Annotated in this window: 25 protein-coding genes; 11 read left to right on the top strand and 14 right to left on the bottom strand. The window is 72.5% G+C overall.

From position 1 onward, the window contains the following. Positions 1-78: 78 nt before the first annotated feature. Genes IH54_RS0127920 through IH54_RS45730 form a run of 3 tightly spaced genes read right to left on the bottom strand, consistent with a single transcriptional unit; the run spans position 79 to position 3,037 of the window. Complete coding sequence (locus IH54_RS0127920; protein ID WP_031521990.1) at positions 79-1,089, bottom strand: aldo/keto reductase; 1,011 nt, start codon at positions 1,087-1,089, stop codon at positions 79-81. Between the two features lie 48 nt (positions 1,090-1,137). Next, complete coding sequence (gene ribD, locus IH54_RS41960) at positions 1,138-1,998, bottom strand: bifunctional diaminohydroxyphosphoribosylaminopyrimidine deaminase/5-amino-6-(5-phosphoribosylamino)uracil reductase RibD (RefSeq protein ID WP_234343944.1); 861 nt, start codon at positions 1,996-1,998, stop codon at positions 1,138-1,140. 28 nt (positions 1,999-2,026) lie between these two features. Continuing rightward, positions 2,027-3,037, bottom strand: a complete 1,011-nt coding sequence (locus tag IH54_RS45730) for a hypothetical protein (protein ID WP_031521985.1) — start codon at positions 3,035-3,037, stop codon at positions 2,027-2,029. Between the two features lie 269 nt (positions 3,038-3,306). On the opposite strand from IH54_RS45730, the gene IH54_RS45725 reads away from it, so the two are divergent. Both IH54_RS45725 and IH54_RS0127900 read left to right on the top strand, forming a co-directional pair. Continuing rightward, positions 3,307-3,480 (top strand): hypothetical protein, encoded by a 174-nt coding sequence (locus tag IH54_RS45725; protein ID WP_159012097.1) that lies wholly within the window; start codon positions 3,307-3,309, stop codon positions 3,478-3,480. A 385-nt stretch (positions 3,481-3,865) separates the two neighbouring features. Next, entirely contained in the window at positions 3,866-4,663 is a 798-nt protein-coding gene (locus IH54_RS0127900; protein WP_234343941.1) for an ATP-binding protein, read from the top strand. A gap of 60 nt (positions 4,664-4,723) precedes the next feature. On the opposite strand, the gene IH54_RS0127895 is transcribed toward IH54_RS0127900, so the two are convergent. The 3 genes from IH54_RS0127895 to IH54_RS0127885 form a co-directional block, all read right to left on the bottom strand. Continuing rightward, positions 4,724-5,125 carry a cytidine deaminase gene (locus IH54_RS0127895; protein ID WP_031521980.1) on the bottom strand — a complete coding sequence of 134 codons (402 nt, stop codon included), beginning with the start codon at positions 5,123-5,125 and terminating at the stop codon, positions 4,724-4,726. A gap of 34 nt (positions 5,126-5,159) precedes the next feature. Further along, positions 5,160-5,675 (bottom strand): deaminase, encoded by a 516-nt coding sequence (locus IH54_RS0127890; RefSeq protein WP_234343939.1) that lies wholly within the window; start codon positions 5,673-5,675, stop codon positions 5,160-5,162. 86 nt (positions 5,676-5,761) lie between these two features. Continuing rightward, positions 5,762-6,580: a hypothetical protein gene (locus tag IH54_RS0127885; RefSeq protein ID WP_234343936.1), complete on the bottom strand. Its 819-nt coding sequence runs from the start codon at positions 6,578-6,580 to the stop codon at positions 5,762-5,764. A 279-nt stretch (positions 6,581-6,859) separates the two neighbouring features. On the opposite strand from IH54_RS0127885, the gene IH54_RS0127880 reads away from it, so the two are divergent. Continuing rightward, the gene (locus IH54_RS0127880) at positions 6,860-7,402 is read left to right on the top strand and encodes a GNAT family N-acetyltransferase (protein WP_031521972.1); all 543 of its coding nucleotides are present in this window, start codon (positions 6,860-6,862) and stop codon (positions 7,400-7,402) included. Here the strand turns inward: IH54_RS0127880 and IH54_RS44780 are convergent. The 3 genes from IH54_RS44780 to IH54_RS45720 form a co-directional block, all read right to left on the bottom strand. Next, a complete protein-coding gene (locus tag IH54_RS44780) occupies positions 7,382-8,971 on the bottom strand; it encodes a hypothetical protein (RefSeq protein WP_052397945.1) in 1,590 nt (529 codons plus the stop codon). The two genes, IH54_RS0127880 and IH54_RS44780, sit on opposite strands and share 21 nt — an antisense overlap. Positions 8,972-9,034: 63 nt before the next feature. Next, positions 9,035-9,160, bottom strand: a complete 126-nt coding sequence (locus tag IH54_RS47780; RefSeq protein ID WP_267965232.1) for a hypothetical protein — start codon at positions 9,158-9,160, stop codon at positions 9,035-9,037. Positions 9,161-9,287: 127 nt separating this feature from the next. Continuing rightward, a complete protein-coding gene (locus IH54_RS45720) occupies positions 9,288-9,440 on the bottom strand; it encodes a hypothetical protein (protein ID WP_159012095.1) in 153 nt (50 codons plus the stop codon). A 179-nt stretch (positions 9,441-9,619) separates the two neighbouring features. Between IH54_RS45720 and IH54_RS45715 the strand changes: the two genes are divergently transcribed. Continuing rightward, a complete protein-coding gene (locus tag IH54_RS45715; RefSeq protein ID WP_159012093.1) occupies positions 9,620-11,017 on the top strand; it encodes a helix-turn-helix transcriptional regulator in 1,398 nt (465 codons plus the stop codon). 213 nt (positions 11,018-11,230) lie between these two features. Here the strand turns inward: IH54_RS45715 and IH54_RS0127855 are convergent, their stop codons facing one another. Then, entirely contained in the window at positions 11,231-11,587 is a 357-nt protein-coding gene (locus IH54_RS0127855; protein WP_031521966.1) for a hypothetical protein, read from the bottom strand. 352 nt (positions 11,588-11,939) lie between these two features. Here IH54_RS0127855 and IH54_RS0127845 point away from each other — a divergent pair, with 352 nt between their 5' ends. Continuing rightward, the gene (locus tag IH54_RS0127845; protein ID WP_078862591.1) at positions 11,940-12,863 is read left to right on the top strand and encodes a GNAT family N-acetyltransferase; all 924 of its coding nucleotides are present in this window, start codon (positions 11,940-11,942) and stop codon (positions 12,861-12,863) included. Between the two features lie 39 nt (positions 12,864-12,902). On the opposite strand, the gene IH54_RS0127840 is transcribed toward IH54_RS0127845, so the two are convergent. Beyond that, the gene (locus tag IH54_RS0127840; protein ID WP_159012091.1) at positions 12,903-13,313 is read right to left on the bottom strand and encodes a hypothetical protein; all 411 of its coding nucleotides are present in this window, start codon (positions 13,311-13,313) and stop codon (positions 12,903-12,905) included. A 360-nt stretch (positions 13,314-13,673) separates the two neighbouring features. Here IH54_RS0127840 and IH54_RS44770 point away from each other — a divergent pair, with 360 nt between their 5' ends. The 6 genes from IH54_RS44770 (at position 13,674) to IH54_RS0127805 (ending at position 19,854) form a co-directional block, all read left to right on the top strand. Continuing rightward, positions 13,674-13,763 (top strand): potassium-transporting ATPase subunit F, encoded by a 90-nt coding sequence (locus IH54_RS44770; RefSeq protein ID WP_043182496.1) that lies wholly within the window; start codon positions 13,674-13,676, stop codon positions 13,761-13,763. After that, positions 13,764-15,428, top strand: a complete 1,665-nt coding sequence (kdpA, locus tag IH54_RS0127825) for a potassium-transporting ATPase subunit KdpA (protein ID WP_031521960.1) — start codon at positions 13,764-13,766, stop codon at positions 15,426-15,428. Continuing rightward, positions 15,428-17,575 (top strand): potassium-transporting ATPase subunit KdpB, encoded by a 2,148-nt coding sequence (kdpB, locus tag IH54_RS0127820; RefSeq protein ID WP_031521956.1) that lies wholly within the window; start codon positions 15,428-15,430, stop codon positions 17,573-17,575. The genes kdpA and kdpB overlap by 1 nt, the downstream gene beginning before the upstream one ends. A 34-nt stretch (positions 17,576-17,609) precedes the next feature. Next, positions 17,610-18,242, top strand: a complete 633-nt coding sequence (gene kdpC, locus IH54_RS0127815; RefSeq protein WP_031521953.1) for a potassium-transporting ATPase subunit KdpC — start codon at positions 17,610-17,612, stop codon at positions 18,240-18,242. 82 nt (positions 18,243-18,324) lie between these two features. Beyond that, positions 18,325-19,308 (top strand): aldo/keto reductase, encoded by a 984-nt coding sequence (locus IH54_RS0127810; protein ID WP_031521951.1) that lies wholly within the window; start codon positions 18,325-18,327, stop codon positions 19,306-19,308. Positions 19,309-19,389: 81 nt separating this feature from the next. Then, positions 19,390-19,854 carry a type II toxin-antitoxin system PemK/MazF family toxin gene (locus IH54_RS0127805; protein WP_052397943.1) on the top strand — a complete coding sequence of 155 codons (465 nt, stop codon included), beginning with the start codon at positions 19,390-19,392 and terminating at the stop codon, positions 19,852-19,854. Between the two features lie 819 nt (positions 19,855-20,673). Here IH54_RS0127805 and IH54_RS0127795 read toward each other — a convergent pair. The 3 genes from IH54_RS0127795 to IH54_RS0127785 all read right to left on the bottom strand — a co-directional run bounded on the left by IH54_RS0127795 (position 20,674) and on the right by IH54_RS0127785 (position 24,926). Beyond that, positions 20,674-22,692 (bottom strand): APC family permease, encoded by a 2,019-nt coding sequence (locus tag IH54_RS0127795; protein ID WP_031521944.1) that lies wholly within the window; start codon positions 22,690-22,692, stop codon positions 20,674-20,676. 280 nt (positions 22,693-22,972) lie between these two features. Beyond that, positions 22,973-23,737, bottom strand: coding sequence for a hypothetical protein (locus IH54_RS47125; RefSeq protein ID WP_234343934.1), 765 nt, complete (start codon positions 23,735-23,737; stop codon positions 22,973-22,975). 256 nt (positions 23,738-23,993) lie between these two features. Further along, on the bottom strand, positions 23,994-24,926 hold the full coding sequence (locus IH54_RS0127785; RefSeq protein WP_031521940.1) for a lysylphosphatidylglycerol synthase transmembrane domain-containing protein: 933 nt from the start codon (positions 24,924-24,926) through the stop codon (positions 23,994-23,996). Positions 24,927-25,431: the final 505 nt, after the last annotated feature.

The raw sequence follows: 25,431 nt of genomic DNA, 5'->3' as shown, positions 1-25,431 counted from the left end.
GCCGGTTTTCCGCCGGGCGGCCCCTGCCACCCGGCGGCCGATTCCGCCCGGCGGCCCCGGCCCTCCGTCCCCGGGCGCCTACCAGGCGAAGGCCTCCGGCGACGGCCCCGGACCGGGGAAGATCGCGTCCAGCTCGGCGAGGAATTCGGCGCCGAGGTCGAGGTCCAGCGCGCGCAGGGCCGAGTCGAGCTGCCCGGCGGTGCGCGGGCCGACGATCGGGCCGGTCACGCCCGGCCGGGTGAGCAGCCACGCGAGGGCGACCTCGCCGGGCTCCAGCCCGTCCCGCGCGCACAGCTCCTCGTAGCGGCGGACCTGCTCCCGTACGGCCGGATCGGCGAGGCCCGCCGCGGACCGGCCCATCGACGTCCGCGAACCGCCGCCCTCCTGCTCCTTGCGCAGCGCGCCGCCCAGCAGCCCCTGGTTGAGGGGCGACCACGGGATGACCCCGAGCCCGTACGCCTGCGCCGCCGGGATGACGTCCATCTCGGCGGTGCGCTGCGCGAGGTTGTAGAAGCACTGCTCGCTGACCAGCCCGTACGACCCGCGGGCCCGTGCGGTCTCGTTGGCCTGCGCGATGTGCCAGCCCGCGACGTTGCTGGACCCGACGTAGAGGATCTTCCCCTGCGCCACCAGCACGTCCATGGCCTGCCAGATCTCCTCCCACGGCGTGGCCCGGTCGACGTGGTGGATCTGGTAGACGTCGATGTGGTCCGTACCGAGCCGCGCGAGGCTGGCGTCCACCGCGCGGCGGATGTTGAGCGCGGAGAGCCGGTCGTGGTTGGGCCACGACTGCACGCTCCACGGCGTGCCGTCGTTGGTCATGTTCCCGTACAGCTTGGTGGCCAGCACGACCTTGTCCCGCCGCCCGCCGCCCTGCGCGAACCACCGCCCGAGGATCTCCTCGGTGAGCCCCTTGCGCTCCTCGACCCCGTAGATGTTGGCGGTGTCGAAGAAGTTCACGCCCGCGTCGAGAGCGGCGTCCATGAGCGCGTGCGAGGCCGCCTCGTCCGTCTGCCCCCCGAAGTTCATGGTCCCCAGCACGAGCCGCCCGACCCGTAGCCCCGTCCGCCCCAGCTGCGTGTATCTCATGCGCCTCAGCCAACACCTTGGAGTGCGCTTGAGGGCAAGCCCGTTCTTTCACCCCCGGGTGCCGGTCACCCGGACGCCGTTGCCTGCGGGCGCGACACTCGTGACGCGATAGCCGTCGGGCAGGACCCCGACGGGCCCGGCCTCCGGGGACGGAGCCCAGGATTCAGCCGTGCCGGGCACGTGGACGATCACCTCGTCCGGCAGGCAGGCGGCCAGCAGCGCGGCTGCCCCCGGGGAGTGCCCAGCGACCAGCACCGACCGCGCGCCCGCCGCGAAGAGAGCCTCCGGCGAGCCGGGGACGGCATCGCCGCGGAGTACGGCGAAGACGTCCCGCCCGTGGCTCCCCGGGCGCCCTTCGTCGAACGCCCCGCCAGCCGTCACCACGAGGTCATAGGCACCGCGAAGGGCGGCCACCTCATTGCGCACGGCTTCGCCCTCGCCGACCGGCGAGCCGTCCAGAGCCGCCTGGTACACCCATGTGACGTGCGGACGGCCCGTCTTCGTCGCAGACAGCCACGGCCCGAGCACCACCAGCGCCTCGTCCGCGAGGACGTCCTGTTCGACCTCCACCCCGGCCTGCCGCAGCACCGCAGCACCGCCCGCGCCGCGGGAAGTCGGGTCCATCACCGCGATCAGCACCCGCGCCACCCGCGCCGCGAGCAGTGCCTCCCGGCAGGGCGGGGTCCGCCCGTAGTGGTTGCACGGCTCCAGCGTGACGACCGCGGTCCCACCCTCCGCCGATCTCCCCGCGGCGGCAAGTGCGTTCACCTCGGCATGGGGCTCGCCCTTCCGCAGGTGGTACCCCTCGCCGACGGTCCGGCCTCGCACGTCGAGGACGACGCACCCGACAGGAGGATTCGGGCTGGTGGAGCCCAGCCCCTGGGCGGAAATGGCAATGGCCCTGCGCATGGCCCGGACTTCGTGCGCACTCGGCATCTCAGAACTCCGGCTCATCGCTGATGCTGTCGAACAGCATGGTCACCGCGGGGGAGGTGTGGGCGGCACCGAGCACGTTCACGGCGGCCACCGTCTCGTGCATGGTGCGCAACGATCCCGAACTGCGGGCTGTCGCAAGGGCGGACGCCGCACTCTCGGCAGATTCCTCGTAACGCCCGGTTTCCGCGTACGCCTTAGACAGCCGGGCCTGCGCGAATCCCTTGTCGCGCTGGTATGCGTCCGGGATGTGGTCCAGCGTCCGCTCGAAGACCGGAACCGCGAGATCCGGTCGGCGCAGCGCGAGCCAGCAGTTCGCACGCTGGATCTCGATGTATCCCGGCGTGCAGAAGTCGCCGTGCCCGGAACGCGCGTCACCCTTCGTCTCCGTTGACGCGGCAAAGCTGTGCGCCTCGTCCAGCAGACTGTGGCAAGCGCGCTCGTCCCCGTCCAACGCGTGGCCGTGAGCCGCCTGTTGCAGGGCCGAAGCTCTCATGGAGGGAGTGAGCACCGGTTCGTTCCGCAGCACCGCCTGCGCGAGGCTGACGCTCTGGGCGGCGTTTCCCCGTGTCGTCGCCTGCTGGCTCTTGCGGAAGAGCGTCCAGGCCACCATGGCCTGGTCACCCGACTCGGTCGCCCACTCCATCGCTCGCCCCGTCCATGCCGAGGCGTTCGGCAGATCGGCAGAGTCCTCGTGGAGCCAAGCCGCAGACTCGGCGTACCGGGCGGCGAGACGCAGGAGTTCGACTCGCTGCTCGCCCCCCGCCTGTCCGAGGAGGTGGTCGAGAAGGTGAAGTTGCTGCCGCACCGCCGCCAAGGCGTGCCGTGGACCGAAGAGGTTGTCGGCCCGCACGAGCGAGTGCCACATCTCGCGAAGATGCTCCGTCGCCGCTTCCACGTGCGCGCCGTCGGACGGCGCGGCCGGGCGCGGAGGGGCTGGTGGAGGGGGCACCGCCTGCGCCAGGACTCCCCTCGCGTCGCCCGTCGACAGCGCGGCCCCGGCGAGGGCAGCCATCAGTTCCCGTGTCCACGGATACCACCTGCCTTCTGCCGTCGAGCAGCACGGGAACGAAGAGTGATTCCGACGAACCGGACGCGACATGCGAATCCGTGTTTTGGGCCTCCGGCCCGGAAGCAACGTACTGAGCCAATTCCTGGACCGGTTGCCGCTCCGGGGAGCCCTCCCAGGGGCGCGGGGCAACGCCCAGCAATTCACCGGGGATTCCGAATCCGTCGGCGACACGCTCGATCACTTCGCGCCCTCGAATGCCGCGGACGCCCCGGATGATGTCGCTGACGCGGGTGCTGGTCATCTTCCCCACCGCAGCCGCGATCACCGTGTGGCTGGAGCCCGTTCGCCTGTTGACCAGCCGGAAGATCTCCTGGAAGTTCCGCGCGGCACAGGCCTGTTGCATGGCCTCGCTCTGCAACAGCGCCTCGGGGATTGTGAGCGGATAGCCGGTGCGCCGGGTTTCGCGTTCGTCCATGGGTCACCTTGCGGGAAGGCCAGTGATCCATTCCAGCGTAGCTCCCGGACAGGGATCGGGGTTCCCCAAAAAGACATCAACGGGGTACCCCGCTGGGGCTTGCGGGGTTGCCCGCTCGCTGTTCCTTCGGCGGCCCTGCCGCTCGAAGCTCGTGGACACGGCGTCCGTGCCGTGCAGACCGGACCCCGGCGCCGCTTGCGACGGCCCGGGGCGCGGACCACTCGAACGGAGCGAGCAGTCATGAGCAGTATCCATGAGGAGCCCGGAGGCACCACTCCGGCAGTACCGCGTCCATGCGACCCACCGCGGATCGGACGCGTCCGCTCTGCCGGGGCCGGGGCGGAGGTGACGCGGTGATGCGCTTGCTGCCCTGGCCCGGCGACGGCGGACGTCCCTCCTATCTGCGCACCGACCGGGCCGACTCGTTCATGTCGGGCCTGGCGGACGGCTTGGAGTCGACGCAGCTCGCCATGGCCGAGAGGACGTTGCGCGACGCGGACTCGGCGTGGACGGGCAGGACCCCGGACGCGGACCTGGCCGGGATGGTCCCGCTCCTGCTCCACGCGCTGCGCGACGCGGTAAGGGTGGCGGGTGGCTTGCGCGAGCGTCTTCTTGCGTCCAGCGCCGCAAGCCCCGGGCCCTCGGCCGAGGCGGGCACCGCACTGGCCCGGGAGATCACCTTTGACGGTGCCGGGGGCACACCGCTCTTCCGGGGCCTCCCCGTGACCGTCTCCGAGAGCCCGCGCGAGGTGGTGTACCGGTGGCCCGGTGAGCCCGTGTACGTCGGTACGGCCAGGCGGTTGCTGCGGCGCCATCTGGCGCGGCGGGGGATGACCGGGCTGGCCGACACCGCCGAACTGATTCTTTCCGAGCTGCTGACGAACGCGCTGCGGCACGCCTCCACCGGCGAAGACAGCCTCGTCGAGACCCGGTTCATCTGCCTCCTGGACGGCTCGCTCCGTATCGAGGTCCACGACGCCGACCCCACCAGGCCCGAACTCCGCGTGTCAGGAGCCGAGGCCGACTCCGGCCGCGGGCTGGCCCTCGTCGACGCGCTCACCGGCGGTCGGTGGGGCGCCGGGGACCGGGCGGGGATCGGCAAAATCGTCTGGGCCGAGTGCGCCCCCGAAAGCCCCTCGCAGCTGCCCGGATGACCGCCGTTCCGCCCGCGCGCCCCTGTCGGGGCGTACGGGCGGAACGCTCCGTGGTGCGTGCTACTCCGCGTCGAGCTGGTGGTCCGCCCAGACGTACGTCTCCGGCAGCAGCTCGGCGATCGGGACCGCCCTCAGCGCGTCGCCGCTGCCGACGATGACGCGGACGCCCGGGAAGTAGTCCAGCATCACCTGGCGGCACCGCCCGCACGGCGGGATGACGCCGCGCTCGCGATCCCCCACGGCGACGACCGTCTCCAGCTCGAATACCCCCTGCGCGGCCGCCGCCCCGATCAACACCAACTCGGCGCAGGGGCCGCCGGTGAAGTGGTAGGCGTTCACGGCCGTGACGATCCGCCCGTCCGTTCCGCGTCCGGCGGCGGCGACGGTGTGGTTGTCGCCCCGGCACCGCTCGCGGGCGACGCGCGTAGCGGCCTCGATCAGCTCCCGGTCGATGTCGCCCATGTGCCGCGCCTCCGTCCGTGGGTGGGTCACCACGCTAGAGGTCCAGATGCGCATTGACCGCGCGGGCCGCCGCCGCCAGGTCGGGGAGTTCGACGACCTCGATGCCCGCGGCCGCCATCTGCTCGACGCCCTGGCAGTCGGCGACCAGGAGCGAAGGTTCGCGCCAGGCGATGACGACGCGGGGGATGCGCGCGTTGACGATCAGGCGCGCGCACGGGACGGGGTGGGAAGCGCGCTCGGAGCAGGGTTCGAGGGTGCTGTAGATCGTCGCGGACAGCAGGCGGGAGTCGTCCGGGGCGAGCTTGGCGAGGGCGGACTCCTCGGCGTGGACGTGCGGGTCACCGCCCTCGCGGCTGTAGCCGGTGCTGATCTCGTGGCCCTCGGCGTCGACGACGACCGCGCCGACGTTGAAGCGGTTCGCCACCGGCGGGCACGACCGGGAGAGCTCGATGGCGCGGGCCATCCAGCGGTGGTCGGCGTCGGGGGTGTGGGCCAGTTCGGATCTTCTCAGAGCCGGTACGAGCACAGGTCGTTCGGGTCTGCTGGGCACCCGTGCCCATCAGTGGCGTGGTGCGGGTGCCCAGCGGGGGCGGTCGGTCCGCCGCCAGGAAGGGCACGACGCCGTACTGGGCCTTGTCAGAGCCCGCGGTGTGCGGCCCATTTCCGTGCGCTGGCCGCCATCGCCTTGAGCCAGTCGGCCTCGGGTCTGCGGACCGCGAAGGCCTCATGCATGCGGACGTTGGCCCGTGCGAAGGCGTCGATCGCGCAGGGGTCCGCCCGCGTCCAGGCCGGACAGTGTGCCGCCCACGCCTCCGCTTCGGCGGGCTCGTGCCCGGCTGCGACGAGCTGGATGACCAGGCAGGCAGGGTCGATGAAGGCCGCGCCCCGGGTGGGCCAGGCCCAGTCGACGGCCCATGTCGTGCCGTCCCCGATCATCAGGTTGCTCGGGTTGATGTCCGTGTAGAGGAGCGCGTCGCCGCGAAACAGCGCGGCTTCCTGGCTGTCGACGGCGAACCGGTCCCACCGGGTCTCCGTCCACTCCCGGGCGACCTCGGGCAACCCGATCTCCCCGATCCGCGCCACGGCTGCGACGACCGCCGGGAGATCGGGCGATCCCGGCAGGAAGCCCGACGACCGACCCTCGACCGCCTCGAACCCCAGCACGAGCCACTCCTCGCTCTCCGCCTCCCACACCAGCGCGGGCGCCACCGCGCGCACGAACGGATTGACCAGCCCCTCACGGACGAGGGAGTCCCGCCTGCCGCCGGGACGGTTCCACATGGCCTTGACGAAGAACGCCCCCTTCTCGCCGTCGACCAGCACCGTGACGTCGGAACTGAACCCGCGCGCCGTAGGCCGTACGCCCGTCCAGGGGCCCGTGAACGGACGGACCAGCGCCTCGATCTCACGCGCGGCGGTCGCGGGTTCAGAAGAGGTGCTGATGACGAACTCCAAGGGTGGGAGCGGACGTCGAGGCGAGCGTCGGGACCGGCTCGGTGGCCGTCTGCCGCCGAAAGTCTGAACCTGGGTGGGAAGGCGGACGGGGTCCGCGGCGATGCCGCAGCCAATTGCGCAGAAGATGTCCCCACTGCCGTTGCACGTACCGCAGATCCTGCCCGTCCTCGGGTCGGCGCCCGTCCCACCACATGCAGGGCAGGCACCCTCGGCGTCCGGCGGAATCCGCGGATCGCGGGCTACGCTGGCGGCCGTCGGGCTGATCGAAGGGACGCTGCGATGTTCGTGATCCGTCGGGCGACGGCTGCTGACCGGGAGGCGGTTGAGCGGCTCACGCTGGCGCGCGCCGACTGGATGGCCGAGCGGGGGGTGCGGGGAGCCCGCGGCTGGGAGGGGTTCGCGCAGGAGTCCGGGCGCCAGGCGGCCGATCCCGACCTGCCCGTGTGGGTGATCGCCACTGACGCGGGCCGGGTCGTCGGCCGGACCACGCTCGGAGAACAGACACCGCTGTGGGGTTGGACGGAGGAGGAGCAGGCAGAGCCCGCGTACTTCCTCAACACCACCGTTACGGATCCCGAGTTCGCCGGCCGCCGGATCGGGTCGCTGCTCGCCTGGTGGGCGGTGGACCGGGCCGCCAGAACTGGCCGGCGATGGGTCCGCCGGGCAGTCGGCCCGGACCCGGGCCTGCTGCGGTACTACTGCGACGTCCAGGGCTGGCGGATCATCCACCGGACCGAGCGCCACGGGGAGGACGCGTACATGCTGGGCCGTGCGGCCGAACCGCTTCCCGATCTCGCGCATTCACTCATTACCTCGGCTTGAGGGGCCGCGCAGCCCGATCTCCGTCGAGGCGATCTGGAAGAGGGTGCGGTCCATTTCGTCGTCCGGGCCTTTCCGCGATTCCGTGACGACCGTTTGCGCGAGCCCGGCCCCGTCCACGAACCCCGAGTCGATCAGCACACCGCCGTCCCGCACCATGGTGTGCAGAAACGGAACGACATGGCGGCGCATGGCCGCGTTCATCGCGTGCACGAAGTTTTCCGGAATCGGAGCGTGGACGGTCTCCGGAGAGAATCCCATTCGTGCCAGCCGCAGCCTGTGAAGAGCCTTGTGCTCTCTCCAGGGGCGCGGCAGCCACTCTGCGAAGCGGATGAGATCCGGGTCGGCAAGTGGCGAGACAGGCCACAGCCCGTTCCGCATGAACTGCGGGCTGCGGCACGCGAACGCCAGGAGGGTGCTGTCGTGGAGGACGGGGGACGGTGCGATCCCCTCGTTGATCCCGTCGACCGCGGCCAGCGTGCGAGGACCCGTCCACGGGCCCGGTTCGTGTACCGCACCGCCCGGCGGCCGTTCGTCGTCCCGCAACGAGGTGAGCTCGTCACCTCCGGTGCCGCCGAACGACCACTGGACGCCCGCGGCCGCCACGGAGTCCATCATGACCTCTTCGGCCTCGGTCCAGGGGTCGTCGTAGGGGCTGACCACGTCGCCGCGCGCCCTCCTACCTGCCGGGTTGAGCGGCAGGTGGGCCATCACGTCGGTGCTCAGGTCCTGGGCGAACCCCAGGGACCGGATCAGCTCCCGCCGCCGTCGGATCTGCTGTACCCGCGCCTGTCCGCCGAGGAGCATGGCGCAAGCCGCGACTCCCTCGCCGCCGTCCAGGGTTGCCAGTCCGGCGGCGACGTTGGCCGAATCCATTCCGCCCGACAGTTCCACGGCTGAGGCCTCCAGTCGGAGGCGGCGTCTGGTGAGGGCGCGTCCGAGAAGCTCCTCGTAGGCGTCGAGCACGTCCGCACCGGGCCGCAGGGCGCGCGGCCGGGTGTGCGCGGCGTCCGGCGGGTAGCGCAGGGCCAAGCTGCCCGCCTCCCACGATGCCGTGGAGCGCTCGGTGAGCCGGTGGACGCCTTGCCAGGGCGTGTCGTGGCCGTAGCGGTGCTGCAGGCGCAGCAACCGGGCGATCTCCCGGTCCACCAGCGCGTCGGTGATGCACGAGCGGCGCAGATCGGCCAGGTCCCACGAAGCGTGCAGCCACTCACCGTCGGCGGCGAGGTACAAGGGCGCCACGGCCCAGTGTCCGGCGCTGATGGCGGCCGATGCGTTCCGCAGTTCGATGACGACCCAGTCCAGCGGACTGCGACGGACCTCCGCCAACCGTTCCCGGTAGGTCCTGCCGTCCAACCGCGCGGGGGCCGAGCTGCGCTGCCGGTGGTCATCGGCGCCCCGCTCGGCGGAGACCACGGCGACGACGGCGCCGTCGGTGATCATCTCGTGGACCAGCGCCGGATGGTCGTACGGCTCTATGGACGATTCCCCGCAACGCCATTCGCGGCCCGACCACGTCCAGCATTGGCTGTCGCCGAGGTCCGGGGTTTCTCGAACGCTGAATTTCAGCAACGCTGTGCTCCTTCGGAAGAGACGGCCCGCCGTCCCGAGGGGGGCGGGCCGTCAAGGTGCGGGTTATTCGTGCTCGTCCCGCTCCGTGTTGGTGTCGCTGTTGCCGGAGAACTTCTTCGTTTCCAGTCGTTCACGCAGGGTTGGCACGGTGAACACCGGCGTTCCCGAGAACACGTCGTCGAGATTCATGCAAGGTCCCTCCCTTCTTGCTGTCGCAGGCCTACGGGGCAACCCATCAGCCCTTTCGACGGCCGCCCACGGATCGGTGGCCCGTTCGCGCCTCGACGGCACCCCTGGGCAGGAGGCGCGGACGGGCTCACGCGCGGGCCCCGTAAGAGGAGCAGCGGGCCCGCCACGCATCCGCGAGCTGCCGGCCCTGCGCCCCTGGCTGGTCGGCGAACTCCGTGCAGGGCTCCTCGGCGCCACGTCCGGCCTGCGGCGCCCGGCAGACGGTGTCTTCGGTCGGCATCAGGGGATCTCCTGCGGGAAACCATGACGGTCACCCGGTCGTTGCAGCGTGTACTGGGTACGGAACGTCGTGCAACCATTCAGCCCCGCGCCGATGCGCCGCCGGAAGGCCGCCAAGCGGACAGCGGCGCCCGTCCGCGTCGTCCGCTTCGTCCGCATCCACGCACGGAGGGAGGGCATGTGCCGCAGCGACCCAAGCGGCTGGAGCCGGAGAGGTCCGACCGCCATTGGTTTGGGGCGGAGTTGCGCCACTGGCGGCTGGAGCGTCGGCTCTCGCAGCCGCAGTTGGGCGCGAAGGTGCACGTCAGCGGTGACCTGATCGGCAAGATCGAGAAGGCGGAGCGGACGTGTGCACCGGAGCTGGCGCGGACCCTGGACAAGGTGCTGGACACCGGCGGTGTCCTGACCCGCGCTCTGCCCCGTAAGGCCGACGATACGGACAACTCCCGGCCTGATGCGGACAGCTCGGCGCCGGGCACCGGTTCCGGCCCCGCGTCCGCCGCGCCGCCCGCCACCCTTGCGGCAGAGGGAACGGCCTCCGCGGAGGGCCCGCGGGTGCCGTGCCGTACCGCCGAGGGAAGGATCATCTTCGTGACGATTCCCGGGCCCCGCTCCTGTGCGCCGCTGGTCGCCGTGCCCACGCCTGCCGTGCCGTCGGCGCCGTCGGTACGGGACTTCCTCGCCATGGACGGCCACCCGGCTGATCGGCTGCGGGAACTGCGCCGGATGCTGGTCCGGTGCGACAACGTCCTCGGTGCGGGACACGTCTACGACACGGCCAGGGAGCACCTGCGGCTGATCGACCGGCTGGTACGGCAGGCCGCGGGTGCGGACCGCCGGGCGCTGCTCCACGTACAGGCGGAATACGCCGAGTTGTGCGGGTGGCTCTGCCAGGACGGCGGCGACGAGCGGACCGCGCGGCTCTGGACCGACCGGGCCTTGGAGTGGTCCCACACTGCGGGACAACGTGAAGCCGTCGCGTATGTGATGGTCCGCAAGGCGCAGTTGGCCGCCGACCGCGGCGATCCGGTGGACACTGCCGACCTCGCCGAGGCAGCGTTCGAACTCGCCCCAGCGTGCAGCCGGTTCGCCGTCATGGGTGCGCTGTCCACTGCTTACGCTCACGCGCTGGGCCATGAAGCCACTGCGTGCCATCGCGCGTTCGACAAGGTGCTCGGCATGCTCGGCCGGGTGGCCGACGAGCCGCCCGCGCGGCGCGGCAACTGGCTGGACTCTCCGCACGTCCAGGCCGAGCGGGCCCATGCGCTGTCCCTGCTGGGCGAACACCGGTCGGCCGCGGACGGGTTCACCCGCGCCCTGCGCACGCTGCCGTCCGTGTACCGCCGCGACCGCGGCTACATCCTCGCCCGGTCCGCGCTCGCCCACCTGCGTGCCGACGAGCCCGAACTGGCCGCCCTCGCCGGACTGCAGGCGCTACCGATCGCCGCGGCCACCAACTCGGCCCGCACTTTCCGCAGCCTGTCGGCCCTCGACGGTCTCCTCCCGGCCGCTACGGCCGAGCCCCACGTTCGCGACTACCGTGAGGCGTTCGACGCGGCTGTCCTCCACGAGGCGTGACGCCTACGAGGTTCCGCACGGACGACCTCGTAAGCGACCGCGGCCGGCCCGATCCCCGGGCATGCAACCGGGCGGCAGCGGGAACGCCCACGCTCCTCCGCTACGCCCGCGGGCCGCACACCGATCCCGAGGATTCCCGCGCTTGACGTGCGTCCCTACGGCACGCCCGATGGGACGCGCGTGATCGCCGCGCGTGGGGTCCGGGCGGGCGGTTCACGGGGCGCCGGCGGGGTGCTCGCACGCCGCATCCTGGGCCGCCGCGAAACCGCGGTCCTCGGCCACCGGGAAAGCGCGCTCCGTGGTGTCGATCCAGGCGTCGATCTCGGCGTGGGAGGACCGGACGGCGCGTATCAGCGCCTCGACCACGGCCAACTTCGGGCTGCTGAGGTTGCGCCTGAGCTCGTCCGTCGAGACCTCCTGGTAGGGCATGCCCAGCTGCCACCAGAAGCGCATCAGGAAGCGGCAGTCCTGCTGCTCGCGGTCGTCCGCGAGACGGTCGTGGATGACCCGGCGGACGCGCCGCTGCTGTTCCGCGTCGCGGAAGCCGGTGTGGAGATCGGTCAGGGACACGTTCGGACCCTCCTGGTCGTCACCACGCGGGGGCGCGGGTCCTGGCGCTCGGTCGAGGGACCGGTCGGCGCCGTCGAGTATGGGCGCGCAGGGTGGGGCGGTGGCAATCGAATTCCCTGGGGCCAACCCCGCCCGGGGCGAGGGGGAGGCGGCTCCGGACGGGCGGAGCGCGTTGCAGCGGGAGGTGTCGGCTACCACACGTGGGGCGGTGTCACCCGGGACGGGGCGCGCAGCGCGGTGGTGTACACGAGCAGCGACGGCGGCCCCGGCACCCAGGCGGCCATGAGTGCGCTGGTGGACCGGGAACTCTGCGAGGGTCGCTGATCGTCAACCGGGGGTGAACGATCTCACCTTGCGCGCCATCAGCGGGGCCGACGAACTCGGCCTCTTCTCCCGGCTGCCCTACGTCCTCAACCGCGAGCTGGCCGACGACCTCGCCGCCGGGCGGCGGCGGCCGGAGTGGATGTGGGTCGTCCTGCGGGACGGGGAGCTGGTCGCCCGGCTGGCCTGGTGGGCGCGGGCGGCGGGGGACGCGCCGATGTTCCTGGACATCCTGGACCTCGCCGAGGGGGAGGACGCCGGGACCGGGGTGCGGCTGCTGGAGACGGCCGGGGCGGCCGTGCTGCCGGAGGGGACGCGGCGCCCCGGGTACACGCGCTTCGTGCCGCCGGACTGGCGGGAGGACGCGGCGGTCCGGCCGGGCGTCGAGGACCGGATGGGCATCGTCGAGCGTACCGGCGGGCGGCTCTTCGTCGAACGGCTGCGGCTGGAGTGGCGGCGCGGGACGCCCGTCCCGGAGCCGAGCGGGCGGCTCGCCTTCCGCGAGGTGCGGGACCGGGCCGAACTCGTCGGCCTCATGACGCAGGTGCTCGACGGGACGCTGGACGCGCACAGCCGCGACGACCTGACGCGGATGACGGCGGCGCAGGCCGCGGAGCAGCAGTACGACGACGAGCTGGAGCGGTACGCGTCACCGCGCGCGTGGTGGCGGGTGGCGACGCTGCCGGACAGCGGCGAGCCGGTCGGGTTCGTCATCCCGGCCCGCAACGCGTACAACCCGATCATCGCGTACATCGCCGTGCTGCCCGCCCACCGCGGCAAGGGCTACATCGACGAGGTCCTCGCCGAGGGCACCCGCGTCCTGGCCGATCAGGACGAGCAGGACGTCCCGCGGATCCGCGCGTCCACGGACCTCGGCAACGTCCCCATGGCGAAGGCCTTCGAGCGCGCCGGATACGTCAATTTCGAACGCCAGATCGACATGACCTGGGCCTGAGGCCCTGAGCCCCACGGGCCTGAGCCCCGCGGACGGGGGCTACGCGGTCTGCGGCGCCACGTGTGTCCCGTCCACCACGTAGACCAGGGCCACCCGCTGCCCCGCCGTGAGCGTGCCCGCGAGTGCGGGCGGCGGGATGTGGGCGCGCAGCAGGAAGTCGTGCGAGTCGAGCAGCGTCATCCCGGGGATCGCCCGCAGCAGCGCCGACACGGGCACGGACGCGGCGTCCTCGTCGCCGGAGGCGGCCCGGCGTAGTACGCGGAACAGCCCCACCGCCCCCTCGGCGGAGACCTCGCTGAGCACCAGCGCCTGCCGGTGAGCGGCCTCCGGGTCGGCGGCGGGATCCACGGGGACGGGGCCCGCGGCAGCGGCATCCTCCGCGCCGGGCCCCCCGTACCCCTCGTCCAGCGGGTCCCGTACCGGTCCGCGCCGACCTCCGAATGGCGTCATCGCCGCACCTCCGCCCGTGCGCATATGCCCGGTTAGCGACACTTTGGTCGCACTACGAGGGTACGCCGGGCCCGAGGACCCGCAAACCCCCTCCCGCGCCCCCACCCGGCGCGCGAAGCGTCAAGAGCACGTCAATGGCGCCGCCGCCCGCGCAAGGGAAGCGTCAACGAACGGCTTCGCGCCCGGCGGCGGGGCGACCGTATGGGCGGGGCCCCGGCCGGGGCCCCTGTGCCGTCCTCGGCCGTCATCACGACTGCCACCACCTGGGGTGCCGCGGAAAATGTCCGATCTCGTATTCATCGCCGTGACGATCGCGGTCTTCGCCGTGCTCGCGCTTGTCGCCAAGGGGGTCGGGCGGCTGTGAGCGCAGACAACGTCATCGGGCTCGTCGTCGCCTGCGCCGTGCTCGGCTACCTCGTGCTGGCCCTGGTCTTTCCGGAGAAGTTCTAGATGAACGACACCCTTGCGGGCTGGCTCCAGATCACCGTCCTGATCGCGGCCCTCGCCCTCACCTACCGTCCGCTGGGCGACTACATGGCCCGCCTCCTCACCACGGGCAAGCACCTCGCGGTCGAGAAGGGCCTGTACCGCCTCGGCGGCGTGGACCCCGAGGCGGACCAGCAGTGGGGCGCGTACCTGCGCAGCGTGCTCGCCTTCTCGGCGGTCTCGCTGCTCCTCCTCTACGGGATGCAGCGGCTGCAGAACCACCTGCTGCTGTCGCTGGGCTTCCCGCCGGTCAAGGCCGACCAGGCGTTCAACACCGCGGCCTCCTTCGTCACCAACACCAACTGGCAGTCGTACAGCGGCGAGGTCACGATGGGCCACCTGGTCCAGATGGCCGGGCTCGCGGTGCAGAACTTCGTGTCCGCGGCCGTCGGCATCGCCGTGGTGGCCGCGCTCATCCGCGGCTTCACCCGCAAGCGCACCGACCGGATCGGGAACTTCTGGGTGGACCTCACCCGGATCGTCGTACGGCTGCTGGTGCCGATGGCGTTCGTCTTCGCGATCGTGCTGGTCGCGCTGGGCGCGGTGCAGAACTTCCACGGCATCCACGAGATCGGCACGCTGGTCGGCGACAAGCAGTCGCTCACCGGCGGGCCGGTGGCCTCGCAGGAGGTCATCAAGGAGCTGGGCACCAACGGCGGCGGCTTCTACAACGCCAACGCCGCCCACCCCTTCGAGAACCCCGACGGGACCAGCAACATCCTGGAGATCTACCTCCTGCTGGTGATCTCCTTCTCGCTGCCGCGCACCTTCGGCAGGATGGTCGGCGACAACCGGCAGGGCTACGCCGTCCTCGCCGTCATGGGCCTGATCTGGGCCACCTCCGTCGCCCTCATCACCGTCAACGAGCTGCACAGCGTCAGCAGCACCGCGGGCCACACCGCGGGCGGGATGCTGGAGGGCAAGGAGCAGCGGTTCGGGATCTGGGCCTCGGCCCTCTTCGCCGCCTCCACCACGCTGACCTCGACCGGCGCGGTGAACTCCTTCCACGACTCCTTCTCGCCCGGCGGCGGCGGGATGACGATCTTCAACATGATGCTGGGCGAGATCGCGCCCGGCGGCACCGGCTCGGGCCTGTACGGCATCCTCGTCCTCGCGATCGTCGCGGTCTTCGTGGCCGGGCTGATGGTCGGCCGGACCCCGGAGTACCTGGGCAAGAAGCTCGGGGCCCGCGAGATGAAGTTCGCCTCCCTCTACATCCTGGCGACCCCGGCGATCGTCCTGATCGGCACCGGCGCGGCGATGTCGCTCAAGGGCGAGCGGGCCTCGATGCTCAACACGGGCCCGCACGGCTTCTCCGAGGTGCTGTACGCGTTCACGTCCGCGGCCAACAACAACGGCTCGGCCTTCGCGGGCATCGGCGTGAACACGCACTGGTACAACACCGCGCTGGGCCTGGCGATGCTCTTCGGCCGCTTCCTGCCGATGATCTTCGTCCTCGCGCTGGCCGGCTCGCTGGCGAAACAGCAGCCGGTCCCCGTCACCGCGGGCACGCTGCCCACCCACCGGCCGCAGTTCGTCGGCCTGCTCACCGGCGTCATCGTGATCGTCGTGGGCCTCACCTACTTCCCGGCGCTCGCGCTGGGTCCGCTCGCGGAAGGTCTGCACTGATGTCCCTGTCCACCGACCGGCAGCAGCCGGTCCCGTCCGGCGGCTCGCCGAAGCCGTCAGCCCCGCCGGAGTCCCACCGCATATCGGGCGGGCTGCTGGACCCCGGGCAGCTGCTGGTGTCGCTGCCCGACGCGGCCCGCAAGCTCGACCCGCGGGTCATGGTGAAGAACCCCGTCATGTTCGTCGTCGAGGTCGGCGCGGTGCTGACCACCTACTCGGCGATCAAGGACCCGGGCGTCTTCGCGTGGGTGATCACCGTGTGGCTGTGGCTGACGGTGATCTTCGCCAACCTCGCCGAGGCCGTCGCAGAGGGCCGCGGCAAGGCGCAGGCCGAGACGCTGCGCAAGACCAGGACCGAGACGGTCGCCCGCCGGCTGACCGGCTGGCGGCACGGCGCCACCTCCCTGGAGGAGGAGGGCGTCCCGGCGGCGAACCTGCGCCTGGGCGACCACGTGGTCGTCGAGGCGGGGCAGATCGTCCCCGGTGACGGCGACGTCGTCGAGGGCATCGCCTCGGTCGACGAGTCGGCGATCACCGGCGAGTCCGCGCCCGTCATCCGCGAGTCCGGCGGCGACCGGTCCGCGGTCACCGGCGGGACGAAGGTGCTCTCGGACCGGATCGTCGTGAAGATCACCTCCAAGCCCGGCGAGACGTTCATCGACCGGATGATCGCCCTGGTGGAGGGCGCCGCCCGGCAGAAGACGCCGAACGAGATCGCGCTGAACATCCTGCTCGCCTCGCTCACCGTGGTCTTCCTGCTGGCCGTCGTCACCCTCCAGCCGATGGCGATCTACGCCGGGGCGGAGCAGTCGCTCGTGGTGCTGGTCGCGCTGGTCGTGGCGCTCATCCCGACGACGATCGGCGCGCTGCTGTCCGCGATCGGCATCGCCGGCATGGACCGGCTGGTGCAGCGCAACGTCCTCGCGATGTCGGGGCGCGCGGTCGAGGCGGCCGGCGACGTCAACACGCTGCTGCTCGACAAGACCGGCACCATCACGCTCGGCAACCGCCAGGCGGCGGAATTCCTGCCGGTCGGCGGGGTCTCTGCCGAGGAGCTCGCGGACGCCGCGCAGCTCGCCTCGCTGTCCGACGAGACGCCCGAGGGCCGCTCCATCGTCGTGCTGGCCAAGGACAAGCACGGGCTGCGCGGCCGCGAGCTGGGCAGCCGGGCCGAGTTCGTGCCCTTCACCGCGCAGAGCCGGATGAGCGGCGTCAACCTCGTCGAGGACGGCGACCGGCGCGAGCTGCGCAAGGGCGCGGCCGGCGCCGTCATGCACTGGATCCGGGAGAACGGCGGCCACCCGACCGACCAGGTCGGCCCGATGACCGACGCGATCTCGGCGAGCGGCGGCACCCCGCTGGTCGTCGGCGAGGTCGTCCACCACACCGGTGGCGGCACCAGCGCGGTCGTGCTGGGCGTCGTCCACCTCAAGGACGTCGTCAAGGCGGGCATGCGCGAGCGCTTCGACGAGCTGCGGGCGATGGGCATCCGCACGGTGATGATCACGGGCGACAACCCGCTGACGGCCAAGGCCATCGCCGAGGAGGCGGGCGTCGACGACTTCCTCGCCGAGGCCACGCCCGAGGACAAGATGGCCCTCATCCGCCGCGAGCAGGCGGGCGGCAAGCTCGTCGCGATGACCGGCGACGGTACGAACGACGCGCCCGCGCTCGCCCAGGCCGACGTCGGCGTGGCCATGAACACCGGCACCTCGGCCGCCAAGGAGGCCGGGAACATGGTGGACCTGGACTCCAACCCCACCAAGCTCATCGAGATCGTGGAGATCGGCAAGCAGCTGCTCATCACCCGCGGCGCGCTCACGACCTTCTCGATCGCCAACGACGTGGCCAAATACTTCGCGATCATCCCCGCGATGTTCGCGATCGCCTACCCGGGCCTGGACACGCTCAACATCATGCGGCTGCACAGCCCGACGTCGGCGATCGCCTCCGCGATCATCTTCAACGCGCTGATCATCATCGCGCTGATCCCGCTCGCGCTGCGCGGCGTGCGCTACCGCCCGTCGTCGGCAGGGGCGCTGCTGGGCCGCAACATCCGGATCTACGGGCTCGGCGGACTCGTCCTGCCCTTCGTCGGCATCAAGGTCATCGACCTGGTCGTCCAGTTCGTCCCCGGACTGCGCTGACCGGCGGACCCCGCACGGAAAGGAGACACACACCATGGCCAACCACCTCCCCGCCCCCGTCCGCCGGCACCTCGCCGCGCTGCGGATGCTGCTGGTGCTCACCGTGATCACCGGCGTGATCTACCCGCTCGCCGTCACCGGCGTCGCACAGGCCGCCTTCCACCACCAGGCCAACGGCTCGGTCGTGCGGCAGGACGGGAAGACCGTCGGGTCCAGCCTGCTGGGCCAGACCTTCGACCTGCCCAAGAAGAACCCGGACGACCCGAACGAGGCCCCGCGCCCCGACCCGGAGTTCTTCCAGCCGCGCCCCTCGGCCGGCTCGTACGACCCGCTGGCGTCGGGCGCGTCGAACCTCGGGCCCAACGACCCCGGCCTGGTCAAGGCGATCGAGCAGCGCCGCAAGGACGTCGCGGCCTTCGACGGGGTCGACCCGAAGGACGTTCCCGCGGACGCCCTGACCGCCTCCGGCTCCGGCCTCGACCCGGACATCTCGCCCGCGTACGCGTACGAGCAGGCCGACCGGGTCGCGAAGGCCCGCGGCCTGGCCCCGGCAGTGGTGCACGACCTGGTCGCCGACCATGTGCACGGCCGCGACCTCGGCTTCCTCGGTGTGCCGCGCGTCAACGTCCTGGACCTGAACAGGGCGCTGGCCTCGCTCCCGCGCTGAGGACCCGCCCCCCGGCGCCGCCTGCCGCACGGGCGGGCGGGGCCGGGGGGCGCGGCGCGGGCGGCGACGTAGCATCGCTGGCATGGAACAGCGTGTACTGGGCAGGACCGGCCGACCCGTCTCCGTCGTCGGCCTCGGGACGTGGCAGCTCGGCGCCGACTGGGGCGACGTCAAGGAGGCCGACGCCCTCGCGGTGCTGGACGCCGCCGTCGAGTCGGGCGTCACCTTCTTCGACACCGCCGACGTCTACGGCGACGGCCGCAGCGAGCAGCTCATCGGCCGCTACCTCAAGGAGCGCCCGGACGCCGGGATCTTCGTCGCGACGAAGATGGGCCGCCGCCTCGACCAGCTCCCGGAGAACTACAGCCTCGCCAACTTCCGCGCCTGGAACGACCGCTCGCGCGCCAACCTCGGCGTCGACACCCTCGACCTGGTGCAGCTGCACTGCCCGCCCACCGCCGTCTACACCTCCGACGCCCTCTACGACGCGCTCGACACGCTCGTCGAGGAGCAGCGCATCGCCGCGTACGCGGTCAGCGTCGAGACGTGCGACGAGGCGCTCGCCGCGATCGCCCGGCCGGGCGTGGCCAGCGTGCAGATCATCTTCAACCCCTTCCGGCTCAAGCCGCTGGAGAAGGTGCTGCCCGCGGCGGCCGCCGCGGGCGTCGGCATCATCGCGCGCGTCCCGCTCGCCTCCGGCCTGCTCAGTGGCAAGTACACCCGCGAGACGGTCTTCGCCGCGGACGACCACCGCGCCTACAACCGGCACGGCGAGGCCTTCGACCAGGGCGAGACCTTCTCCGGCGTCGACTACGAGACGGGCCTGGAGGCCGCGGTGGAGTTCGCCGCGCTCGCCCCCGAGGGCGCGACCCCCGCGCAGACGGCGCTGCGCTGGATCGTCCAGCAGCCCGGCGTCACATCCGTCATCCCCGGCGCCCGCAACGTCGAGCAGGCCCGCGCGAACGCCGCCGCGGCCGAGCTGCCCGCGCTGCCGCAGCCGGTGCTGGACGGGGTGCGCGAGCTGTACGACCGGCGGATCCGGGCGCAGGTGCACGGGCGCTGGTGAGCGTGTGCGGATGAGCGTGTGCGGATGAGGTGCGGCTCCCGCCGGGGGCCGTGACGGGGCCGCGGCGCGGCGGATACGGTCATGCGGGTGACGACCTTTACCCACAGCGACAGCCACGCCGAATTCCCCGGAGCCAGTGGCCCCTACCGCACCACGCAGGCGGATCCGAAGGACGTGGGCCGGGTGCGTACCGAATACGCCCCGGTCCACGACGGCGACCCCGACCCGGGCGAGATCGTCTGGACCTGGGTGCCCTACGAGGAGAACGACGGCCGCGGCAAGGACCGGCCCGTCCTCGTCGTGGCCCGCGAGGCGGCCGGCACGCTGCTCGCCGTCCGGCTCTCCAGCAAGCGCCACGACCACGACCGCGAGTGGATCGGGATAGGCGCCGGCCCCTGGGACCGCGAGGGCCGCGACTCCTGGATCGACGTCGACCGCGTCCTGCGCCTCCACGAGCAGGGCATGCGCCGCGAGGCCTGCGCGCTGGACCGCGGCCGCTTCAACATCGTCGTGAACCGGCTCAAGGAGCTGTACGGCTGGAGCTGAGCGCCTCCGGCGGGGGTGGGGCCATCGCGGCTCGGCCCCGCCGGGAGCCGGGTCGCGCGGCGGGCGCGAGCCCCTGGCGGGGGGCCGGTCGCGCAGTTCTTCCCCGGGCTTCGCCGGGAGGTGCCCCCACGCGCCCCTGGTTCGCCGGCCAGCGCGGCATACGCGAGCCCTTGGCGGGGGGCGTATGGAAAACGTCAGGACGGGCGCGGGCGCCGTCAGGGGGGTGTCAACGGGCGCCCGGACCGGCCACGCAGTGCCTAGCGTCGTAGGTGTGCAGCGCGGATACCTTCCCCCGACGGTCCGCCGCCCCTCCTCCCCCGGGCGCGGCGCGGGACCGGTGCGCGGCCTCGACCGCGACCGGCCCGCCCGGCTGCGGCTCGCAGCGGCCGTCTCCGGCGGCATGCTCGCCGCGGCCCTCGCCCTCGGCGCCGTCACCGGTGCGCTCACGCCGCCGGCCGCGCTGCTGTGGGCGGTGGCCGCCGCCGTGCTCTTCGCCGTACTGGCCCCGCCGCGGATCACCGCGGGCGGCGGCGTGCTGACCGTACGCACCCCGCTGCGGACCCGCCGGGTGCGGCTGGACCGGCTGGCCGCCGCCCGCGTCGAAGGGCACACCGCACGCCGGGTGCTGCTGCGCGACACCGCCGGGCGGCGCGCCGAGCTGGATGCCTGCCTGCTCGCCGAGTGCCCGCTGCTGCGCCACGAGCTGGACGCGGGGCTGCGCCGCTCGCACACCGCGGGCCTGCTGCCCGCCGCCGACGCGGGCGCCGTACGGGACCTGCTGGCGGCCGCGGACGCGCGGGACGTGGCGGGCCTGGCGGATCAGCCCACGTGGACGCGGGGGCGGCGGGAGCGGTCAGGCTCGGCCTCGCGCAGCACCTCGCGGGTGACGGGCGCGACCTCGCCGTGGCCGAAGAGGAAGAAGCGCAGGAAGTTCGCGAACGGGCTGCCCTCGGTCCACTCGAAGTAGATGTGCGGCTTGCAGCCGGTGACGTCCCGTACGTGCAGCAGCAGCGCGGCCAGCGCGTTCGCCACCGACGCGCTCTCCAGCGACAGCACCCGGTAGCGGCCGTGCATCACCTGCCCGTGCACGCTCAGCGCCGACTCGAACTCCGACGCGTCCTTCACCGTCACCTCCACCACCACGAAGTCGTCCTCGGCGGGGATGTCGTTGTCCAGCCGGATCTGCTGCAGCTTCTCGCGGTATTCGGTGGCGTCCCGCAGCCCCGGCTCGTTCGCGACGAAGCGCACCTTGCGGGTCGCGATGTCGCGGACGAAGCGCTCGGCGAGCGGGTCCAGCTCCACGCTCGTGACACGCAGCTCGAAGGCGCGCGCGAGCCGGGACAGGAACGACACCAGCATGATCCCGGCGATGAAGCACGCACCGATCTTCACACCGTCGGGCCGCTCGGTGACGTTGACGACCGTCGTGTAGAGGAAGACCAGCGCGATGATCCCGAAGATCCACGTCCAGCCCCGCTGCCCCGCCCGCCGGGCCGCGATCGTCACCGCGATGGCCGCGGAGCTGATGAGCACCAGCACGCCCGTCGCGTACGCGCCGCCCTGCTTGTCGACGTTCGCGTCGAAGATCCACGTGACCAGGAACGCCACGAGCGTGAAGACCAGCACCATCGGCCGCACCGCGCGCGCCCAGTGCGGCGCCATGCCGTAGCGGGGCAGGAAGCGCGGCATGAGGTTGAGCAGGCCCGCCATCGCGGAGGCGCCCGCGAACCACAGGATCGCGATCGTCGAGAAGTCGTAGACCGTGCCGAAGCCGGAGCCCAGGTTCTCGTGCGCGAGATACGCCAGCGCGCGGCCGTTCGCCGGGCCGCCCGTCTTGAAGTCGTCCTTCGGGATCAGGACGGTGGTGATGAAGCTCGTGGTGATCAGGAACGCGCTCATGATCAGCGCGGCCGTCGTCAGCAGCTTCTTGGTGTCCCGGATCCGCCCGGCCGGGCGGTCCTCGGTGTCGTCCGGGTCGCCCTGCACGTGCGGCATGACCGCGACACCGGTCTCGAAGCCGGACAGGCCGAGCGCGAGCTTGGGGAAGATCAGCAGCGAGACGCCGATCATGACGAAGACGTTGCCGCGCTCGGCCGTCAGCCCGCTCGTCCAGTCCGTGACCAGGTGCCCGGCGGTGATCACGTGCCACAGGCCGTTCACGACCACCACGACGTTCAGCGCCAGGTAGACGCCGACCAGGACGACCGCGACGCTGACCGCCTCCAGGAAGCCCTTGAGGAAGACCGCGCCCAGCAGGGCCACCAGGACGAGCGTGATGAGCATCTGGTGGCTGTGCAGGGCCGAGGAGAAGTGCGGGTTCTCCACCAGGTGGGTGGAGGCGTCCGCCGCCGAGAGGGTGATGGTGATCAGGAAGTCCGTCGCCGCGAAGCCCAGCAGGGCGAGCACGAAGAGCTTGCCCTTCCAGAACGACAGCAGGCGCTCCAGCATCGCGATCGAGCCCGCGCCGTGCGGGCTCTCCTCCGCCACCCGGCGGTAGACGGGCAGCGCGCCCGCGAGCGTCACGATGACGAGGACGACGGTCGCAATGGGGGAGAGCAGGCCGGCCGCGAGGGCGGCGATGCCCGGCTGGTAGCCGAGGGTGGAGAAGTAGTCCACGCCGGTGAGGCACATGACGCGCCACCAGCGCTGGCCGTGGGCCTCGGGCGCCTTCTCCGCGGCGGGGCGGGGCTTGCGGTCCCGGCCGTCCTGGCCGCCGTTCCTCCTGGCCGCGGGCTGCTCGTCCCTGGCCATGTCGGACAGGCCTTCGAGCATCCAGGCGCGCAGGCGGGTCCGGTGCGGGTGCGCGTCCTGGTCCTTCGCCCCGACGGTGGTGGACATGGTGACCGGGCTCCTAGAGGTGCAGCGCCGTCGTGGGGCGACAGGGCGTGGTGAGGCGGGCCATCGAGCCGATGACCTGGTCATTTACGCAGTCTGGTCGCCGTCGACCGTGCGCGCCACCGTACGCGCCGCGGGCCGTTGGGCCGCGGCGCGTAGGGAAGCCTCGGTCAGAGTGCGGTGCCCGCGCGCCTCATGGGGAGCCGCACGGGCTTTCCATACGCCTTCTTAACGCGTACGGGAGGGGTCTTGACGCCGTCCGGGCTTGCCGGACGGCGGTGGTTCATGCGTTGCGCTTGCCGCTGGGCTTGGCGGCGGGCTTGGTGCCGGTCTTGCCCGCGGGTTTGCCTGCCGCCTTGCCTGCCGCCTTGCCGGCGGGCTTGCCCGGCTTGAGGGGCTTGTCGGCCTTGAGGGCGGAGAGGGCTTCGGGGGCGGGGGCTTCGTCGGCCGCGGGCTCGGCGTCGGTCTCGGCCTCGGCCTCGGTGGTGTCCTCGGACTTGTCGGCCGCCTCGGTCTCGGCGTCGGTCTTGGCGTCGGCGTCGGCGTCGGCTTCGGCTTCCGTGGTCCCGGGGGACTCCGCGGAATCCGCCACCGTCTCCGGGGCCTCGGTCGCCTCGGCCTCTTCGGCCTCGGCCTCCGCGGCCTCGTCCTTGGTGTCCGGGTCCTCGAAGTGCTCGTCGAGGACGGCGTCCAGCTCGGCCGTCCAGGTCTTGAGCAGGCTCCGGGACTTCGCGTCGACGTGCGCCTCGAACCACCGGCGGGGGCCGGTGTAGACGGTCACCTTGAACCGCTTGCCGAAGCGTGGCGTGTCGATCTCGACGGCGCCGATCTCGTCCCAGGTGAAGTCCGCCTCCTCCTCGTCGAGGCGGAAGATGATGCCGACCTTGTCGGCGAGGATCGTGGCGCGGCGGTCCGAGACCTCGAACAGCGGCTCGCCGCGCTCCGGCTCCTCGTCCTCCTCGTCGCCTTCGGCGGCGTCCTCGGCCTCGGCCTCGGGCGCCTTCTCTGGCGCCTCCGCCGCTGCCTCGGGCGCGGCTTCGGCGCTCACGGAGGCGTCCTCCGCCGCCGGCGCCGCGCTGTCCTCCGCCGCGTCCGTGTCGGCCGCTTCCGGGGCCGATTCCTCGGCCGCGTCGGAACGCGGGGGCAGGAGACCTGGCACGAATGCCGGATCGGTCCCTGCGGGGTGTATCGCCGGTGTGATCGAACCTGTGCGCTGCTCCACGGCGGGCAGTATTGCCGATAAACCTGTGCTGTCAACAGTCGGGCACGCTTTCGGGGGACGCGCGCGCGGGCGCCATACGCTTTTATACGACCTTCCGCCGCACCAGCGCGCCCAGCACGAACGCGGCGGGCAGCGCCGGGAGCCACGCGGTGATGATCCGGTAGCCCAGCACGGCCGAGGTCGCCGTCGCGGCCGGCGCCCCCGCGCCGACCAGCGCCACGCCGAGCGCCGCGTCCACCGAGCCCATGCCGCCGGGCGTCGGCACGCCCGCCGCGAGGCACGTCGCGGCCAGGTACGCGATGGCCACGTGCGCGGCCGGTACGGGCAGCGCGAGGGCGTGCGCCACGGCGACCAGCGCGGCCGCCTGGAGCGCCGGGAAGGCCAGTGACCCGCCCCACAGCGCCAGCGCCCGCGCGGGCCGTGTGTGCAGCGAGCGCGCGTCGGCCAGCGCGGTGGCCAGGAAGCCGCGCAGCAGCCGCCGCAGCGGGCGTACGGCCACGGCCGTGGCCGCGGCGAGCACGGCGGCGGTGGCCGTCGCCGCGACGACCACCACGACGGTGCCGCCCGTCGGCACCAGCCCGTGCACGCGCAGCGCGTGCGGGAAGGCCAGCAGCAGCGTCGCGAGCAGTGTCACCCGGGCGACGGACTCCGCGAGCGAGTACAGCGCGAGCGCCGCGGAGGTACGGCCCAGCGGAAGGCCGCAGCCGCGCAGGAACCGGAGGTTCACCGCCCCCGCGCCGATCCCCGCGGGGGTGAGCTGGTTCGCGGCCTGTGCGGCGAACTGCGTCGCGAGCAACCGCCCTGCGGGCAGCGGCTCCATCACCGTCCCCTGCCGTGCGACGGCGACGGCGACCCACCCGAGCGCGGTCGCCGCGAGCGCCCCGAACAGCCACGTCCGGTCCGCCGCGACGAGGTCCCGCCACCCGGTGGCGAGCAGCGCGCGGTGCGCGAGCGCCCATCCGCAGAGGGCTGCCGCCGGTACGAGCGCGGCGGCGGCCCGCCAACCCTTTCCCACGGGCTCACCCTCCCGGGCCCACCTGACGCGGGGGCGTCCGCGGGGCGGCCCGGAGGTGACTTTCCCCTGCGGGGTGCGGTGAGCGTTTTCCGGCTGCGTTGCGGCTGCGCCGCGGGGCGAGCGTTTTCAGGGGCGCGGGGAACTCCGCGGCCGGCCCACCACCGGCCGGTGGTCCGGATCGGACGGAATTGCCCCTTCGGGTCGGTGACGGAGTGCGGCGCCGTCTCGGCTGGTCGCGCAGTTCTCCCCCATAGCTTCGCCTGGGGGCACCCCCACGCAGCCCCTGGTGTCACCCGGCGGGGCATCGCGCGCCCCGTGCGGGGGTGGGGTCGGGGGCCACTCCGGGGGTACCTCCTCGGAATGCGCGTTCGCCCTCATCCGGTGTTGGTGAGGGACTGGCAAGCGCATTCCTGCGGGGGCACCCCCGGATCGTCCCCCTCCCGACGTCTCGTCGGCGGCTGCCTGCCGGTGGGGGTGGGTGGGGCGGATCGATCCCCTCCCGGCG

The organism is Streptomyces sp. NRRL F-5123, from assembly GCF_000721495.1.
In the GTDB taxonomy this organism is placed as follows: domain Bacteria; phylum Actinomycetota; class Actinomycetes; order Streptomycetales; family Streptomycetaceae; genus Actinacidiphila.
This window is presented reverse-complemented; position numbering and strand designations above follow the sequence as displayed.

Bases quoted from the DNA above. Each gene is read 5' to 3' on its own strand.
- IH54_RS45730 (WP_031521985.1), bottom strand. From the start codon at position 3,037: ATGGCTGCCCTCGCCGGGGCCGCGCTGTCGACGGGCGACGCGAGGGGA.
- IH54_RS45725 (WP_159012097.1), top strand. From the start codon at position 3,307: ATGATGTCGCTGACGCGGGTGCTGGTCATCTTCCCCACCGCAGCCGCG.
- kdpB (WP_031521956.1), top strand. From the start codon at position 15,428: ATGTCCCTGTCCACCGACCGGCAGCAGCCGGTCCCGTCCGGCGGCTCG.
- IH54_RS47780 (WP_267965232.1), bottom strand. From the start codon at position 9,160: ATGAATCTCGACGACGTGTTCTCGGGAACGCCGGTGTTCACCGTGCCA.
- IH54_RS45720 (WP_159012095.1), bottom strand. From the start codon at position 9,440: ATGCCGACCGAAGACACCGTCTGCCGGGCGCCGCAGGCCGGACGTGGC.
- IH54_RS0127840 (WP_159012091.1), bottom strand. From the start codon at position 13,313: ATGACGCCATTCGGAGGTCGGCGCGGACCGGTACGGGACCCGCTGGAC.
- IH54_RS0127900 (WP_234343941.1), top strand. From the start codon at position 3,866: ATGCGCTTGCTGCCCTGGCCCGGCGACGGCGGACGTCCCTCCTATCTG.
- IH54_RS0127895 (WP_031521980.1), bottom strand. From the start codon at position 5,125: ATGGGCGACATCGACCGGGAGCTGATCGAGGCCGCTACGCGCGTCGCC.
- IH54_RS0127880 (WP_031521972.1), top strand. From the start codon at position 6,860: ATGTTCGTGATCCGTCGGGCGACGGCTGCTGACCGGGAGGCGGTTGAG.
- ribD (WP_234343944.1), bottom strand. From the start codon at position 1,998: ATGCGCAGGGCCATTGCCATTTCCGCCCAGGGGCTGGGCTCCACCAGC.
- IH54_RS0127920 (WP_031521990.1), bottom strand. From the start codon at position 1,089: ATGAGATACACGCAGCTGGGGCGGACGGGGCTACGGGTCGGGCGGCTC.
- IH54_RS0127795 (WP_031521944.1), bottom strand. From the start codon at position 22,692: ATGTCCACCACCGTCGGGGCGAAGGACCAGGACGCGCACCCGCACCGG.
- IH54_RS0127810 (WP_031521951.1), top strand. From the start codon at position 18,325: ATGGAACAGCGTGTACTGGGCAGGACCGGCCGACCCGTCTCCGTCGTC.
- IH54_RS0127805 (WP_052397943.1), top strand. From the start codon at position 19,390: ATGCGGGTGACGACCTTTACCCACAGCGACAGCCACGCCGAATTCCCC.
- kdpC (WP_031521953.1), top strand. From the start codon at position 17,610: ATGGCCAACCACCTCCCCGCCCCCGTCCGCCGGCACCTCGCCGCGCTG.
- kdpA (WP_031521960.1), top strand. From the start codon at position 13,764: ATGAACGACACCCTTGCGGGCTGGCTCCAGATCACCGTCCTGATCGCG.